General features: G+C 68.9%; 14 protein-coding genes. 7 read left to right on the top strand and 7 right to left on the bottom strand.

All coding sequences use genetic code 11. The annotated features are described in order from the left end of the window. Positions 1-27: 27 nt before the first annotated feature. Both ACYVAN_RS06990 and ACYVAN_RS06985 read left to right on the top strand, forming a co-directional pair. Positions 28-930, top strand: coding sequence for an ABC transporter ATP-binding protein (locus ACYVAN_RS06990; protein WP_460956892.1), 903 nt, complete (start codon positions 28-30; stop codon positions 928-930). Beyond that, positions 927-2,123 carry an ABC transporter permease gene (locus tag ACYVAN_RS06985; protein WP_460956890.1) on the top strand — a complete coding sequence of 399 codons (1,197 nt, stop codon included), beginning with the start codon at positions 927-929 and terminating at the stop codon, positions 2,121-2,123. Before ACYVAN_RS06990 ends, ACYVAN_RS06985 begins: the two co-directional genes overlap by 4 nt. A 94-nt stretch (positions 2,124-2,217) precedes the next feature. Here ACYVAN_RS06985 and ACYVAN_RS06980 read toward each other — a convergent pair whose 3' ends face one another. The 3 genes from ACYVAN_RS06980 to ACYVAN_RS06970 all read right to left on the bottom strand — a co-directional run bounded on the left by ACYVAN_RS06980 (position 2,218) and on the right by ACYVAN_RS06970 (position 5,611). Further along, entirely contained in the window at positions 2,218-3,522 is a 1,305-nt protein-coding gene (locus tag ACYVAN_RS06980) for a citrate synthase (protein WP_460956888.1), read from the bottom strand. 509 nt (positions 3,523-4,031) lie between these two features. Then, complete coding sequence (locus ACYVAN_RS06975) at positions 4,032-4,973, bottom strand: carbohydrate kinase family protein (protein WP_460956886.1); 942 nt, start codon at positions 4,971-4,973, stop codon at positions 4,032-4,034. Continuing rightward, the gene (locus ACYVAN_RS06970) at positions 4,970-5,611 is read right to left on the bottom strand and encodes a TetR/AcrR family transcriptional regulator (protein WP_460956884.1); all 642 of its coding nucleotides are present in this window, start codon (positions 5,609-5,611) and stop codon (positions 4,970-4,972) included. Before ACYVAN_RS06970 ends, ACYVAN_RS06975 begins: the two co-directional genes overlap by 4 nt. 131 nt (positions 5,612-5,742) lie before the next feature. Between ACYVAN_RS06970 and ACYVAN_RS06965 the strand changes: the two genes are divergently transcribed. Continuing rightward, the gene (locus ACYVAN_RS06965) at positions 5,743-6,888 is read left to right on the top strand and encodes an acyl-CoA dehydrogenase family protein (RefSeq protein ID WP_460956882.1); all 1,146 of its coding nucleotides are present in this window, start codon (positions 5,743-5,745) and stop codon (positions 6,886-6,888) included. A 94-nt stretch (positions 6,889-6,982) separates the two neighbouring features. Here ACYVAN_RS06965 and ACYVAN_RS06960 read toward each other — a convergent pair whose 3' ends face one another. The 3 genes from ACYVAN_RS06960 to pdxH form a co-directional block, all read right to left on the bottom strand. Further along, positions 6,983-7,909 (bottom strand): aldose 1-epimerase family protein, encoded by a 927-nt coding sequence (locus tag ACYVAN_RS06960; RefSeq protein ID WP_460956880.1) that lies wholly within the window; start codon positions 7,907-7,909, stop codon positions 6,983-6,985. A 35-nt stretch (positions 7,910-7,944) separates the two neighbouring features. Next, a complete protein-coding gene (locus tag ACYVAN_RS06955) occupies positions 7,945-9,336 on the bottom strand; it encodes an APC family permease (protein WP_460956878.1) in 1,392 nt (463 codons plus the stop codon). Between the two features lie 327 nt (positions 9,337-9,663). After that, positions 9,664-10,317, bottom strand: coding sequence for a pyridoxamine 5'-phosphate oxidase (gene pdxH / locus ACYVAN_RS06950; protein WP_460956876.1), 654 nt, complete (start codon positions 10,315-10,317; stop codon positions 9,664-9,666). Between the two features lie 1,070 nt (positions 10,318-11,387). On the opposite strand from pdxH, the gene ACYVAN_RS06945 reads away from it, so the two are divergent. The 4 genes from ACYVAN_RS06945 to sepH all read left to right on the top strand — a co-directional run bounded on the left by ACYVAN_RS06945 (position 11,388) and on the right by sepH (position 15,867). Next, positions 11,388-12,518 carry a citrate synthase 2 gene (locus ACYVAN_RS06945; protein ID WP_460956874.1) on the top strand — a complete coding sequence of 377 codons (1,131 nt, stop codon included), beginning with the start codon at positions 11,388-11,390 and terminating at the stop codon, positions 12,516-12,518. 81 nt (positions 12,519-12,599) lie between these two features. Beyond that, the gene (locus ACYVAN_RS06940; RefSeq protein WP_460956872.1) at positions 12,600-13,208 is read left to right on the top strand and encodes a tetratricopeptide repeat protein; all 609 of its coding nucleotides are present in this window, start codon (positions 12,600-12,602) and stop codon (positions 13,206-13,208) included. A 206-nt stretch (positions 13,209-13,414) separates the two neighbouring features. Further along, on the top strand, positions 13,415-14,560 hold the full coding sequence (serC, locus tag ACYVAN_RS06935) for a phosphoserine transaminase (RefSeq protein WP_460956870.1): 1,146 nt from the start codon (positions 13,415-13,417) through the stop codon (positions 14,558-14,560). A 305-nt stretch (positions 14,561-14,865) separates the two neighbouring features. Next, positions 14,866-15,867: a septation protein SepH gene (gene sepH, locus ACYVAN_RS06930; RefSeq protein WP_460956868.1), complete on the top strand. Its 1,002-nt coding sequence runs from the start codon at positions 14,866-14,868 to the stop codon at positions 15,865-15,867. Between the two features lie 73 nt (positions 15,868-15,940). Here sepH and ACYVAN_RS06925 read toward each other — a convergent pair whose 3' ends face one another. After that, the gene (locus ACYVAN_RS06925) at positions 15,941-16,558 is read right to left on the bottom strand and encodes a DUF2537 domain-containing protein (RefSeq protein WP_460956866.1); all 618 of its coding nucleotides are present in this window, start codon (positions 16,556-16,558) and stop codon (positions 15,941-15,943) included. Position 16,559 lies beyond the last annotated feature (1 nt).

Raw genomic sequence — 16,559 nt, 5'->3', positions numbered from 1 at the left:
CGACGAGGGGGAACCGCGTGCCTGCGAGTGGGTTGGAGATCGATCGGATCTCCAAGCAGTACGGGGACACCACCGCACTCCGCGACATGGCCTTCACCGTCTCCGCGGGCGAGATGTTCGGATTCGTGGGAAGCAACGGCGCGGGGCAAAACGACGACCATGCGCATCGTGCTCGGCGTGCTCGCGGGGGATTCCGGCGAGGTCCGGTGGGACGGATCCCCGCTCACCGCACAGCTACGTCGCCGAATCGGATACATGCCGGAGGAGCGCGGCCTGTATCCGCGGATGAAGCTGCTCGAACAGCTCACGTACCTCGGGGAGTTGCACGGGTTGACCCGCAAGCACGCCCGGACGTCCGCCGAGCAGTGGATCGACCGGCTCGGGTTGGCCGCCCGCCGCAATGACGAGGTGCAGAAGCTCAGCCTCGGCAACCAGCAGCGGGCGCAGCTGGCGGCGGCACTCGTCCACGAGCCGGAGCTGCTGGTGCTGGACGAACCGTTCTCCGGGCTGGATCCCGTCGCGGTCGACACGATCAGCGAAGTGCTCACCGAGCAGTGCTCGGCCGGGGTGCCCGTGGTGTTCTCCAGCCATCAGCTCGAACTCGTCGAACGGCTCTGCCAGCGGGTCGGAATCGTCCAACAGGGGCAGATGGTCTCGTGCGGGACGGTGGAAGAACTCCGCGACCGGGGCCCGACCACCCTCGTGGTCGAGGCGCCGGAAGCGCGGCGCGGCTGGGCGGACGACCTGCGCGGGGTGCGCGTCGTCGAAGCAGCCGATCAGCGCACGACATTGGAGCTCACCGATGGTGCGGACGACCAAACGGTGCTGCGCGCCGCGCTGGCCACCGGACCGGTGCGGGAGTTCAACCGGTACCGCCCGACCCTCTCCGATCTCTACCGCAACGTCGTCACCGAGGAGCGAGGAACGTGAGCACGCCGCGCACTACCAATGCGGTATGGCTGGTGGCCCGCCGCGAGATCACCGGTCGGGTCCGGAGTCGCGCGTTCGCGCTCGGCACGCTGGCGACGATCGCGATGATGGCGGGATACGCCGCGCTGATGTTCTTCATCGGGCAGAGCAGTGCGACCGCCGTCGGATTCACCGGCCAGTCGACGGTCGTGTCCGGTCAGCTCGCCCGCGTCTCGGAGTCGATGGGTGAGCCGATCGAGGAGCACGCCGTCGCCGACCTCGAAGAGGGGCGTCACCAGCTCCAGGAGGGTCGGCTGGACGCGGTGGTGACCGCCGGGCCTCCCGGCCGGCTGACGGTGCTCGCCGAGCGGGAGCTGGACCAGGAGCTGCGAGCGGCTCTCGACGCGGTGCTGGAGCAGCGGGTCCTCTACACCGAACTCGCCAAGGCCGGTCTCGACCCGGCCGACCTGCAGGCCGCGCTGTCCGAAGCGCGGATCGACGTACAGCTGTTGAACCCTCCCGATCCGCACCTGGGCGAGCGGCTCGGTCTGGCCATGGCCGCGGGCATGCTGCTGTACTTCTTCCTGATCGTGGCCGGGCAGGCAGTGGCCCAAGGCGTGGTCGAGGAGAAGACCAGTCGGGTCGTCGAACTGCTGCTCGCCACCATCCGCCCCAGGCAGCTACTGGCCGGCAAGGTGGTCGGGATCGGGATCGCGGTGCTGATCCAGTTGCTGATCATCATCGTGGCCGGTCTCGTCGCCACTTCGGTGGGCGACCTGATCACGCTGCCGTCCGACGCCGTACTCGGCACCGCTCTCTGGACCCTCGTGTGGTTCCTGCTCGGGTTCTTCACCTACGCGACCGTGATGGCCGCGGCCGCGTCGTTGGTGTCCCGCCAGGAGGATCTGCAGAGCGTCACGACTCCGGTGATCATGCTGCTGATCGTGCCGTTCCTGATCGGGCTGTCGGTACTGCCGGACGATCCGCAAAGCGGGTTCGGCGCCGTGCTCTCGATGGTGCCCGGGTTCTCCCCGGTGCTGATGCCGATGCGGATCGCGCTCGGCGTGGCCGCGCCCTGGGAAATCGCCGTGTCCCTCGTGACGACAGCACTGGCGGTCCTCGGGCTGCTGCGGCTCGGCGGGCGGATCTACGGCCGCGCCGTCCTGCACACCGGGGCCAGGCTGAAGCTCGTGGACGCGCTGCGTTCCCGTTGAGGCCCGTCCGCAGCGGCCGACACAGCGGGGCCCGAACTGCGACGACCCCGGTCCGGATGATCCGGGCCGGGGTCGTGACGTGCGACGAGGCGAGTCAGCGCTCGCCGATGGGCGTGTAGGCCCGCTCGGGCTCGCCGGTGTAGACCTGGCGCGGCCGGCTGATCTTGCGGGAGGGGTCCACCAGCATCTCGCGCCAGTGGGCGATCCAGCCCGGAAGCCGACCGAGGGCGAACAGCACCGTGAAGTACTTGGTCGGGAAGCCCATGGCCTTGTAGATCAGGCCGGTGTAGAAGTCGACGTTCGGGTAGAGGTTGCGCTCCACGAAGTAGTCGTCGGCGAGGGCCTTCTCCTCGAGCTTCAGTGCGATGTCCAGCAGCGGGTCGTTGGTACCGAGCTTGCTGAGCACCTCGTCGGCGGTCTTCTTCACGATCGCCGCACGCGGGTCGTAGCTCTTGTACACCCGGTGACCGAAGCCCATGAGCCGGACGCCCGGCTCCTTGTTCTTCACCCGCTCGACGAACGAGTCGACGTCTCCACCGTCGGCCTGGATGCCCTCCAGCATGTCCAGCACCGCGCTGTTCGCACCACCGTGCAGGGGGCCGAACAGGGCGTTGATGCCGGCCGACACGCTGGCGAACAGGTTGGCCTCGGAGGAGCCCACCATCCGCACGGTCGAGGTGGAGCAGTTCTGCTCGTGATCGGCGTGCAGGATGAACAGGAGGTCGAGCGCACGGGTGAGCGCCGGGTCGACGTCGTAGGGCTCCGCCGGGAATCCGAAGGTCATCCGGAGGAAGTTCTGCACGAGGCCCAGCGAGTTGTCCGGGTAGAGGAACGGCTGCCCGACGGACTTCTTGTAGGCGTAGGCCGCGATCGTGGGCAGCTTCGCCAGCAGGCGGACGGTGGACAGCTCGACCTGGTTGTCGTCGAACGGGTTCAGGCTGTCCTGGTAGAAGGTCGACAGCGCGGACACCGCGGAGGAGAGCACCGGCATCGGGTGTGCGTCCCGCGGGAAGCCGTCGAAGAACTGCTTGAGGTCTTCGTGCAGCAGGGTGTGCCGCTGGATCCGTTCCGAGAAGTCGGTGTACTGCTGCTGGGTGGGGAGCTCACCGTAGATCAGCAGGTAGCTGACCTCGATGAAGTTCGACTTCGAAGCCAGCTGCTCGATCGGGTAACCGCGGTAGCGCAGAATACCGGCATCACCGTCGATGTAGGTGATGTCGGACTTGCAAGCCGCGGTATTGACGAAGCCCGGATCCAGCGTCACCAAACCGGTCTGGGCCAGCAACTTGCCGAGATCCACACCAGGCGCGCCCTCGGTGGCAGGGGCCACCGGCATTTCGTGGTCGCCAGCGTCATAGCGCAGCGCGACGGTACGTTTGGCGGTCGCGTCGTCGGGCATTCGGGAACCTCTCGCGCTCGTGAAATGGGGTAGCGCTTTCGCCGACGACGTACGTGGAGCCGAGGCGTGTCGGTCCTCGATGTGTCGAACTGCGTGGGACGCGCCGGCCGGGGTATCCGGACGTCGCAGCACCACCCCGTTGGGGTCCTGTCCGTTGCCACGCTAGACCGCGGTGGGGTCGTCGCGCAGCAATCGTGTTAGTCCTTTTGGGCAGGTGGGACAACGATCACATAGCTGTGCGCGGCCAAAGCATGACCCCGATCACCCAAAAGAAGCAGTACGGCGTGATTTCAGCGACAGAACGGCATTCGCGAGCCACGAACTCCGCACCATCACCGCTCCAGCGTAAGCTCACCGCCGCGACCGGACAAAGCCGACGAGCCGGACCGCACCGCTGACCGTGGGGCGGTGCGGCGAGTTCGGAGCGGCCCCGCGAACAGCCCCGCGCGAGACGGCCGTGACCGGCTCACCCGGCCCGAAGATCGGAACCCCCCCCCCGCTCGCTCGCCTCACCAGCCGAGTTCGGACCGATACGGCGGTTCGGCCCCCGGCCGGGAAACGGTGACGGCCGCGGCCGAAGCCGCGAATCGCAGCGCCTGCTCCCAACGTCGGGGATCGAGCGAACGCAACGTCGCCGCGGACAGGGCTCCCGCCTCGCGCAACCAGGCCAGCAGAGCGGCTTGCACGGTGTCCCCCGCGCCGATGGTGTCGGCCACGTCCGCGCGCACTCCCCCGACCTCGATCCATTCGCCTGCGGCGGTCAGCGCGAGGAGACCGCCCGCTCCCCTGGTCAGCACCACGCCGGCCGGCCCGGCCCGTTGCCACCGGCGCACCGCCGCGAACACGTCCGGATCGTCCTCGTCGGCTAGCCACTCGGCGTCGTCGACGGACAGCTTCAGCAGGCTCACCGAGGGCAACCACGACTCGAAGCGCGCGCGGTAGGCGGCGGGGTCCTCGACCAGGTCCGCTCGGATGTTCGGGTCGAGCGCCACGAACCGGCCCAACTCGGCCTCGCGGAACAGCAACCGCTCGTAGGCGCTCGCTCCCGGCTCCAGCACCATGCCGAGCGTGCCGAGCGAGACCGCACTGGTCCCGGCCGGCAGCGGACCGGGGTCCTCGACGTACCGGCTCGCGGTCTCCGCGGTGTGAAAGGTGTAGCGCGCCGATCCGTCGGCGCCCAGCCCGACGACCGCCAACGGCGTCGGCTCCGCGCCGCGTCGAACGAGCGAATCATCCACATTGGAGTTGTGGAGCCGGTCGAGCAGCTTGTCGCCGAACTGGTCGCTGGACAACCGCGCGAGGAACCCGGCGGGAATTCCCAACCGTCCCAACGCGATCGCGACGTTGTAAGGGCCGCCGCCCAAGCGCGGGTGCAACGGACCGATTTCACCGTCTATCGTGGACGGATCCGGAACGAGGTCGACGAGTGCCTCGCCACCGACGACGATCACGATTCCTCCATCCGCTGCGGGTCGGTTGTCTCGGCGAACAGCCCGCCGTTCAGGAACTGCGACAGGGCCGTGAAGGCTTCGGCATCGGAGAGCCCGGTTCGTTCCCCGATCTCACCGCGTTGGATCGACACGATCGTCCGGCTGACCATCTCCGCCACGAACGCCGCGTGGACCTCGCGGAACACCCCCGCGTACACGCCCGCGCCGATGAAGGAGCGCATCTGGTCGGCGGCCGCCCGCGCGTTCGACTCGTAGGTGGCGCGCGTCGCCTCGTTGGCGGCCATGTCCCGGATGAACTGGCGGGACGCTGGTCGCAACGCCTCGGCGGCCGCTTGGAGGTACGCGCTCATCCGCTGCCGGAGGTCGACGATCTCGGCCACCTCGGCCTCGATGCTCGCCGTGGCCTCCTTGAAGTAGTGCCCCACCACTCGAACGGCCAACTGCTCCTTGCTCCCGGCCAGCGTGTAGAGCGTCGATTTCGAGCAGTGCAGCCGGGCGGCCAGATCGTCGAGCGTGAAGTGGGCGAACCCCTCCGCGAGGAACAGGTCGCGGAGCCTGTCCAGCAGCTCGGCCCGGCGCGCGCTCACCGGCCGGGACCGCGAGCCACCGCGGCCGACGGTCGACTCGGAGGTGGTCATGGGCAAGAGGCTCCCACAACCGCGCGTCCCGCCAGGTGACCGGTCATCGATCCAGATTCCCTTCCGACATATCCATCCGTACTCTGAGTAGTCCTACAGTACTGCCGAAAGTATCGATGGGACGACGTGCCATGCCTGTTCAACGCCTGCTGCCCACCGAAGAAGCGACCGACCTGCTCGCCCTCACCAGGGAAATCTCGCGCGACGAACTCGCCCCGGCCGCCGCCGACCACGAGGAGCGCAGCGAGTTCCCCCGCCAGGTGTTCCGCCTGCTCGGCAAGAGCGGTCTGCTGGGACTGCCGTACGCCGAGGAGCACGGTGGCGGTGCCCAGCCGTACGAGGTCTACCTGCAGGCGCTCGAAGAGATCAGCAGCGCGTGGATGACCGTGGGCGTCGGCCTGTCCGTGCACACCATGTCGTGCTTCCCGCTCGCGAACTACGGAACCGCCGAGCAGCGGGACCGGTGGCTGCCCGAGATGCTCGGCGGCAACACCCTCGGCGGCTACGCGTTGTCCGAGTCGCATGCGGGCTCCGACGCCGCCGCGCTGAGCACCCGAGCCGAGCACACCGGCGACGACTACGCGATCACCGGAACCAAGTCCTGGATCACCCACGGCGGGATCGCCGACTTCTACACCGTGATGGCCCGCACCTCGGACGACGGTCCGCGCGGCATCAGCTGCCTGCTCGTCGACGGCTCCACCGAAGGGCTGGCAGCGGCCGCACCGGAGCACAAGATGGGGCTCACCGGCTCACCGACGACCCAGCTGCTGTTCGACGGGGCGAGGGTTCCCGCCGACCGGCTCATCGGCGCCGAAGGCGACGGGCTCAAGATCGCGCTGGACGCGCTGGACTCCGGTCGGCTCGGCATCGCGGCCTGCGCGGTCGGACTCGGACAGGCCGCGCTCGACCTCGCCGTCGACTACGCCGGCCAGCGGCACCAGTTCGGGCAGCGAATCTTCGACTTCCAGGGGATGGAGTTCATGCTCGCCGACATGGCCGCCGCGGTGCAGTCCGCGCGGGCCACCTACCTCGATGCGGCGCGCAGGCGGGACGCCGGGCTGCCGTTCGGCCTGCAGGCGTCGGTCGCGAAGCTGACCGCCACCGACGCGGCGATGAAGGTGACGACCGACGCGGTCCAGGTGCTCGGCGGTGCCGGATACACCAGGGACTTCCCCGCGGAGCGCTACATGCGGGAGGCGAAGGTCCTGCAGATCTTCGAGGGCACGAACCAAATCCAGCGGCTGCTCATCGCCCGCCACCTGGACCGCCCCTGAGCTTCGCCGCAGGCACGGGCGAGGACCCGTTGGCCGACTTCGGCGAAGAACCGGCCAACGGTCCCGGCCCGACGCGGGCTCAGCAGGCGGGGCCTCAGACAGGACGGAGGCCCCACTCGGCGATCCAGCTTTCGGAAGGTTCGAGGACGAGCAGATCGGTGCCGGTGTTCAGCGCGTTCGGCGGGCAGGTCATCGGTTCGATCGCGACCGCTCTGCCCCGTTCGGGGTAATCGTCCGCCGTGTAGACCTGAACCCACTTGAAGATCGGGTCGGCCCACAGCTCCACACCACGGCCGCTGGGGTCGGTGAGCGTATGCCGGACGAGCTGTTCCGGGTCGTCGGGAGCCGGGACGGCGCCCCCGAACGCGGTGTCCAGCAGCACCCCGGCGAGCCTCCGCCCGCTGCGGAACGACTGCTCGTCGCCCTCCAACGCACGCGGCGGGCGCACCGGCAGCAACCGCTCCGGATCAACGGGGAGAACGTTGGCGGCGGCCAGCCGCAGCGTGCAGTCGTCCGTCTCGGCGTTTCCGGCGCGGGGGAACGGATGAACCCCCACCCCGAACGGCACGGCCCGCCTGCCCAGGTTCTCCACGGTGTGGGTGACGGTCAGTCCCGCCGCGTCCAACGAATAACCGATGGAGGTCAGCAGCGGTACCGGCCAACCGGGCTGAGCGGCGATCATCGCGTGCAGCACGACCGTCGACTCGGCGTGCTCGACCACGGTCCACGGCGTGTGCCTGAGCAAGCCGTGGATCGCGTTGTGCCTGGTGGGCTCGGTCAACGCCAGCTGCTGGGCCTCCCGTTCCAGCACCCACTGCCCGTCGGCAACGCGGTTCGGCCACGGGACGAGGACCGCACCGGCCGCGCTGGGGGCCAGCTCGTCCTCCCGGTAACTTTCGGTGTACGGAACACCGGCGACTTCGAACACGCGCAGCGCCGCACCGACTTCGGTGACCACCGCACGCGCCTCGCCGTGGGTGATCTCGAACTGTCGGCCGGTGGCGGGAACTGGATCATTCACGTGACCCACTGTATTCCCACCACCGGCGCGATGAGCTATTTGGACAGCTTCTCGGGGTTGAATCGCGTTCTTCCCGTGACGAAATAGTTGATGATCCAGAAGACGACGCCGATACCGAGCAGCACCCCGCCGATCAGGTACTCGTCGACCGGCCGTCCGGCCAACGGGCTGGCGAAGAACAGGCAGGTCAGCGCACCGAGGACGGGCACCCAGGTGGGCGCCACGAAGTGCTCGTGCTCGACCTTCTCCCTGCGCAGGACCAGCACCGCCACGTTCACGATGGCGAACACGGCCAGTAGCAGCAACGACGTGGTGCTTCCGAGGTCCTCGATCTCCAGCGAGCTGACCAGGAGCACGGCGATAATGCTGGTGAACAGCACCGAGACCCACGGAGTCTGCCGGGTGCGGTGCACCAGACCGAACTGCTTCGGGATGACGCCCTCGTTGGCCATGCCGTAGAGCAGGCGGCTGGCCATCAGCATGTTGATCAGGGCGGTGTTGGTGACGGCGAACAATGCGATGATCGAGAAGAAGACCGCAGGGAACCAAGGGGCCGCGGCTTGCACGACCAGCAGCAAGGGGCCGTCCGAGGCGGCGAGTTCGTCCGTGGGGACCAGCGTCGAGGTGATCAACGCGATCACCAGGTAGATGACGGCGGTCATCGCCAGTCCCAGCAGCAACGCCCGGGGGAAGGTCTTGCTGGGGTTCTTGGTCTCCTCGGCCATGTTCACCGAGTCCTCGAAGCCGACCATCGCGAAGAACGCCAGCGCGGTCGCCGAGGTGATCGCCAGCAGCGGCGAGGTGTCGGGGTTCAGCTCCAGCAGCCGACCGGGATCCGGGTTCAAGTCGGGGTTGGTGCTGCCACCGAACAGCGCGATGGCGCCGAACACGATCACGATCGCGAGACCGGCCAGCTCAACGCACGTCAGAAGCACGTTCATCTTCACCGACTCGCCCACACCGCGCAGGTTGATCCCCGCCAGCAGCAGCAGGAAACCGATGGCGACCAACCAGGAGGGCGCTCCCGGGACGATCGCCTCCAGGTAGTCACCACTGAACGCCTGCGCCGCCGAGGACGCCGAGGTGATTCCCGAGCACATCACCGCGAAGGCGATGAGGAAGGTCAGGAAGTGCACACCGAAGGCCCGGTGCACGTACAGCGGAGCACCGCCCGCTTTCGGGTACTTGCCGACCAGCTCGAGGTAGCTGAACGCGGTGAGGAAGGCGACCACGAACGCGACCAAGAACGGGATCCAGAGCGCGCCACCGACCTTGCCTGCGACTTTGCCGGTCAGCGAGTAGATCGTGGTGCCGAGGATGTCTCCCACCACGAAGAACAACAGCAGTTTCGGACCCATGACCTTCTTGAGGCCCGGGCCCTGCGCACCACCGGACGCATCGTCGTTGACGGTTGTGTGGTTGGCCATGGGAACAAAGTGTGCAGCCTCGACCGTCCGGACGTCCGCTGCCCCCGGGGCGACTCGCGGGGGAGTTTCCTGCAGTCAGCGATCGTGTGCGCTGCGTACGCCCGTTCAGCCATGCCGAACCAGGTCCAGGCACGCTCGGTGTCCGCACCGGTGGGCCACACCGGTGGGCCACCGGGTCACCAGCCTCGGACCCGGGCGGTCGGGCAGTACCGCGCGGCACGCCGTGGCGAGGTTCGCGCGGATGCCCGACCGCCCGGTGCGGGACGTCGAACAGAACCGACCGTTCCGGGACCAACTCGTCAGGGCCGGCCCGTCAGGGGCCAGCCGTCAGGGCGCCAGCCGCTCGACCGTCCAGCTGTCGCCGTCGCCGCGGAAGCGCAGCCGGTCGTGCAGGCGATCGGGACGGCCCTGCCAGAACTCGATGCTCGTCGGGCGGATCCGCCATCCACCCCAGTGCGGCGGTACCGGCACCTTCTCGGCCTCCGCGAAGCGCCGCTCGATGCCGTTGAGCGAGGATTCGAGCACTTGGCGCCCGTGCACCACCTGCGACTGCGGCGAGGCCCACGCCCCGAGCTGCGAACCGCGCGGCCGCGCGGCCCAGTACTCGGTGGTCTCGTCCTTCTCCACCTTCTCCACCTCGCCGCGCACGTTGACCTGACGCTGCAAGCTCACCCAGGGAAAGGTGACGGCGGCCACGCGGGTGGATTTCAGATCGTGACTCTTGGCCGAGGTGTAGTTGGTGAAGAAAACGATGCCGCGCTCATCGATGCCCTTGCACAGCACCGTTCGCGAGGACGGGAAACCCTCGGCGTCGGCCGTCGCGAGCACCATGGCGTTCGGTTCGGGCACCTCGGCCCGCACCGCGTCGTCGAACCAGCGTTGCAGCTGTTCGTGCCAGGTCGGCGCGAGCGAGTTCTCGTCGAGCGAGCTCGCCTCGTAAGACACGCGCATGGACGTCAAAGTCGCGTTGGCCTCCGACATTCGCACTTCCTCCCTGGATCGTCCGGAGTCCGCTGGGACCCGGCGGGATTGTTCCGGCTGCGCCGCCGGACGGTACGGGCTGGACTCGGTCACCGCGGCGCGTGGCACTTGCCGCAGGCTTCACTCGACCATCACGACGGTAAACGGATTCCCCACGGACGCCGAATTCGGGAAGATCACGATCGATTCCGCAACCGATGCAGTGATTCGGGACACACCCGAGTGGGCGCGAGCCGTCCCGGCGACGCCGGTATCCGTTGCCGCGAGCACCCGCACTGTGGCATCCGCGCCGGGAACACCGGGGCGTCCTGCGCGTGCCCGAAATTACCGCTTCGTCGCCACCCCCGGCCAGCCGCCCGAGCACGCTCTCGTCACGTGGAGCGATCCAGCGCGACCGGGGACCGGGCACACCCGGGCAGACGCCACCCTCTTCCCCCGGAATCCGGGCCGTTCCCGCGAGGCCATCCCCGTCGAATCGCACGGAGACCGCGGCGGGAATGGCCGGACGCATACCCGCGACGCATTCCGTTCGACCGAAAGGGCGGTCGCGGAGTGACGGCTCGGCGTTCCGAAATGCCACTCATGCCAAACGCGGGCACATTTCCGAAGCGCCTGCCATCACTTGTTCCCGGCCTGCCCGGAGTCCGCCGATTCCCACCGTCCGTCAATCCGGGGCCGACACCACCCGCCGCCCGACCAGGAGGACGTCCGGGCGACTGCCTGATGCGCATCACTCCACCGCACCGGCGCTTTCTCGACTTTCGATCGGGCCCCTCGCCGCGGTCCCCACTTCTCCCGGAGTGGGTTCGGGACTGGTTCGGACCAGCCTTTCCAGCCCGATCACGCAATTACAAGCTGCGCTCGCGTTTCTTCGAGTGACCACACTTTGCGGTTCCGGTGTGACTTCGCCCATAGGCTGTGATTCCGGCGGCGCCACGCATTGCCCCACCCACCCCCGCGGGTGCATTGTTACGCGCACGGCAACGCGAGCGCTGCCTCACCCCGCCACCTCAAATCCACACCGCACCCACCGGGCGCGGTGAAAAACGACATGCGAGGAAAGAGGCGTCATGAGCAACGCAGCGCAGGATTTCCGCCCCGGGCTGGAGGGCGTGGTCGCCTTCGAGACGGAAATCGCCGAGCCGGACAAGGACGGTGGCGCCCTGCGCTACCGGGGTGTCGACATCGAGAACCTCGCGGGCACCGTCTCCTTCGGCGACGTGTGGAGCTTGCTCGTGGACGGGCGGTTCGGGGACGGCTTGCCCCCCGCGGGTGATGTTGCGCTGCCGATCGGCACCGGTGACGTGCGGGTGGACGCCCAGGCGGGGATCGCGATGCTCACCGCCGAGCACGGATTCGGCCCGCTGCTGGACATCACCGACGCACAGGCCCGCGATCAGCTCGCCCGCACCTCCGTGCTCGGCCTCTCCTACGTCGCCCAGTCCGCCCGAGGCAGCGAGCTTCCGCGCGTTCCCCAGGCGCGCATCGACGAGTGCGCCACCACCACCGAACGCTTCCTCACGCGGTGGCGGGGCGAACCCGACCCGGCGCACGTCGCGGCACTCGACGCGTACTGGGTGTCGGCTGCCGAGCACGGCCTCAACGCATCCACCTTCACCGCGCGGGTGATCGCGTCGACCGGCGCCGACGTGGCCGCGAGCCTCTCCGGCGCGGTCGGTGCCATGTCCGGCCCGCTGCACGGCGGTGCTCCCGCGCGCGTGCTGCCCGTACTGGCGGAGGCCGAGCAGACCGGCGACGCCCGCAAGGTCGTCGAATCCATCCTCGACCGCGGTGACCGCCTGATGGGATTCGGGCACCGCGTCTACCGCGCCGAGGACCCGCGGGCACGAGTACTGCGCGAGACCTGCCGGCGACTCGACGCACCGCGTTTCCAGGCCGCCGCCGAGCTCGAACAGGCGGCGCTGTCGGTGCTGCGGGAACGCCGCCCAGACCGCCCGATCGAAACGAACGTCGAGTTCTGGGCCGCCGTGATCCTGGACTTCGCCCAGGTGCCGACCATCATGATGCCCGCGATGTTCACCTGCGCCCGGACCGCGGGCTGGTCGGCGCACGTGCTGGAGCAGAAGCGCACCGGACGCCTCGTGCGCCCGTCCGCGCACTATGTCGGCCCCTCCCCCAGGACGCCCCAGGAGGTCGAGGGCTGGGACGCGGTGCGCCCGCTGGCCACCGCAGCTCTCTGACCTGCGCATTCAATCGACGATTTTCGAAAGGTGGGTGCTGCTCCAGCGGCGGCGCCCACCTTTTCGACGTACGGTGAAGGTGTGCAGTTCGCATCCGGCGACCGGGATCGTCGGCGGCTCGCAGCCGTGTGCGCCGCCGCGCTGGAAGCCGATGCGAAGGAAGCCGAACGCCGTTGCGACGACCTCGTCGAGGCCGCGTCCTACTGGCGGGTCGCCGGTGAGCCCGCTCGGGAGCACGCGGCGCTGGTGGCGGCGATGGCCGCCGATGACGGCCGGGGGTTCTTCGACGCGCGAGCGGCTTACGGCGAGTTCCTGATGGCCCACGGACACCACGCGGAAGCCGAGCACCTGTTCGCGGAACTGCTCCACCTGCATTCCGGCCGCGAGCAGACCTACCTGAACGCGGCGGGCGCGTTCGAGGAGGCCGGGCAGCACGCACTGGCGCTGCGCTGGCTCAACGTCGGCATCGACCAGATCATCGGCCCTCTTTCGAGGCATTCCCCCGGCACCGGCTCGCCGATCGACCTCGCGGGCGGGGACCCCGGTTACGAACTGCTGCGCGTCCGCCACCGGTTGCGTCGGCGGTTGGGGTGGCCGCTGGACGTACCGGACGCGGTCTTCGAGGGGCTGGAGCACCGCGGGCGGGAGATATCGGCGCGAATCCGCGAGTTGCGCCGATCCCGTTCGTAGTCGGTGTGCGCGAGGGCACCGGGCCCCGGACGAGTCGTACTGTTGGCCAAAGGTGGTGTCGGGCAGTAAGTTGCAGTGCGGCTGATCGCAGCAGCGCACGGACGCGCGGATACCGCGCTTTCGCGCGCGTTGCGGCAGCGTACGGAAGAAATGACCCGGCAACGGCGCCGGTCATCTGGCCAACAACCACGCCCGGAGGCGCCGGAATGACGCAGGCCGAGACCAATATCGACCCGACTACCCTGAAGCTGCCCAGTGAGCTCCTGCCCTCTGACGGACGGTTCGGATGCGGTCCCTCCAAGGTCCGTCCCGAGCAGCTCGCCAGGCTCGCCGAGACCGGCGAGTCCTTGATGGGGACCTCGCACCGGCAGAAGGGCGTCAAGTCCCTGGTCGGCCAGGTCCGCGAAGGTCTCCGGCAGCTTTTCTCGCTGCCCGAGGGGTACGAGGTCGTGCTCGGCGTCGGCGGCACGACCGCGTTCTGGGACGCCGCCACGTTCGGCCTGGTTCGCGAGCGGGCCATGAGCCTGACCTACGGCGAGTTCTCGTCGAAGTTCGCCAAGGCCACCAAGAGCGCCCCCTTCCTGACCGACCCGCTCGTCATCGAGGCTGAGCCGGGCGACGCTCCCACCCCGGTGGCCGACCCGAGCGTCGACCTGATCGGCTGGGCGCACAACGAGACGTCCACCGGTGTGATGCTGCCGCCGACTCGCCCCGCGGGCTCGGAGAACTCGTTGATCGCGATCGACGCGACTTCGGGTGCCGGTGGCCTGGCGTTCGACGCCGCCGACACCGATGTCTACTACTTCGCGCCGCAGAAGTGCTTCGCGGCCGATGGTGGGCTGTGGCTGGCCACGATGAGCCCGGCCGCGATCGAGCGGATCGGCGAGATCGGTGGCTCGGGCCGCTACATCCCCGAGTTCCTGTCGCTGACGACCGCGCTGGACAACTCGCGCAAGGACCAGACCTACAACACGCCTGCCGTGGCCACGCTGTTCCTGCTGGCCGACCAGATCGAGTGGATGAACTCGCGGGGCGGTCTGGACTGGTGCGCCAAGCGCACCGGCGAGTCCTCGTCGCGGTTGTACGAGTGGGCGAAGGCCTCGGACTTCGCCACGCCGTTCGTCACCGACGAGGCCAAGCGCTCGCACGTGGTCGGAACGATCGACTTCGACGAGTCGATCGACGCTTCGGCCGTGGCCAAGGCGCTGCGGGCCAACGGCATCGTCGACACCGAGCCGTACCGCAAGCTGGGCCGCAACCAGCTGCGGGTGGGCATGTTCCCGGCGATCGAGCCGGACGACATCACCGCGCTCACGCGTTCCATCGATTGGGTGGTTTCCAAACTGTCCTGATTTGGTTGCGGGCGGGGGCGTCCCCCGCCCGCATTCCACCTGGTTGGCCAGTGCGAATCCGTCGGCACTCGGCGAAAAAGCCCGATCCGAGCTGTGCTGATCAACCCGGAAGTTGATCACCGACAGTGATCAACTTCGTATTTGAGTGGTTCTACTCATTCGCAAGTCGACCGCTGATCGGGCAAGATCGGGGATGGGAGGACGGTCACGAAGCGACACGAACTCCGGCGTGCCTCCAGCGTCAAGACGGCACGCCGGGTTACGGTCACAGCTTGGTGACATGAAGTCGGCGGGAGGCTGGCGAGATGCGAGCGCTGCGGGTAGTCGGGCTGGACGAGGACGGTGAGACCGTCATCTGCGAGGACCCTGAGAACGGGGAACGCTTTACCGTGCCTGCCGACGATCGGTTGCGAGCTGCCGCTCGCGGAGACCTCACCCGTCTCGGCCAGGCGCAGATCGAGATGGAAGCGCAGATGCGGCCGAAGGAGATCCAGGCCCGTATCCGCTCCGGCGCGTCGGTGGAGGATGTGGCCGCCGCTGCCGGGTTGCCGGAACAGCGGATCGAGCGGTACGCCTACCCCGTTCTGCTCGAACGGGCGCAAATCGCCGAGATGGCCCAGCGCGCGCACCCCGTCCGGGAGGACGGCCCCGACGTGCAGACCTTGGGTGAAGTCGTGGCGCACACCTTCGGCATGCGCGGGCACGACTACACCGAGACGACGTGGGACGCGTGGCGCGGCGACGACAACAAGTGGGTGGTCCGGCTGGGGTGGCAGGCGGGGCGCTCGGAGAACCGCGCCCACTGGGCCTTCCACCCCGGTGCGCACGGCGGCACGGTGGCCGCCCTGGACGAGCACGCGGTCGAACTGCTCGACCCGTCGCCCAACCGGCCGCTGCGCACGGTCCGCCCGATCACCGAACTGGCCAAGGAAGCGCTGCGACTCGATGACGAGGGGCAGGAAGCACCGGAGACCGCCCCGGAAGAGCCCGAGGTCGAACACGCGGCGGACGGCTCCGGCGTAGGCCTGAGCATCGGCGAGGTGGACCGGCCCCGCCAGCAGGAGTCGCGGACCTCCATCCCGGCGCTCAACTTGGACGGCGGTCTCGGTGGAACGCCGGAGCCGGAGCAGCCCGCCGGCGAAGCACCCGGCCAGCCCGAGGATCCGTCCAAGCAGCGCACCGAGACCGCGGTCGCCGAAGGCGGCGAGGACGAAGCCGGGAACAAGGACTCCCGGCGCGGGCGCAAGAACCACCCGATCGTCCCCTCGTGGGAGGACGTGCTGCTCGGAGTCCGCTCGCACCGCTGAACGCCGGAACCGACATCCAACGCAGACCGCCGATCGGAAGAACCCGGTCGGCGGTCTTCGTGTCTCGGACGGCTCAACCGAGAACGCTGAGCAGCAACACCACCCACGCCAGCACGATTCCCGCCGCCGTTCCCAGCGCGACCCACCGCCACACCTCGATGTTGCGCCCGAGCCAGATCGAGGGGGCGAACCCGGCGGCCACCCCGATGTTGACGAGGCCGGCCAGCAGGGGATTCACCTCGGCGAGCCCGAAGGTCACCACGGTCAGCGCGATCACCACGATGGCGGCGAAGGCCGCGCTCACCGTCAGGCCGGTGGCCCACGGCGTCGGCGGCACCTCCTGTTCGACCGGGCGGGAGGTCCGGCGTCTGCCCACCCGGCGCAGTTCACCGCTGGCCGGGTCCCGGTAGCCGATCTCGCCACCGGTCTCCAGCGCCACGCGCATCGCGAGCTGGCGGCCGCGTTGGGAGATCACTTCCGCCGCGGCCTCGCCGGTCGGTCTGCCGTCCTGGCCGACCGTGTCGACCACCTGCGCCCACTCGTGCAGATCGGAAACGAGCGCGGCGGGCAGGCCGAGCCCTGCCGGGTCCCGCTCCTGTCGACCGCGACTGCCGACGAGGACCGCGCGCCCGGCCAAGGCCTGCAGCTCCCACCGGGACTCTCGCGCATCCGTGAAGGCGTCGTGGGGCACG

The organism is Parasphingorhabdus pacifica (assembly GCF_054779195.1).
This window is presented reverse-complemented; position numbering and strand designations above follow the sequence as displayed.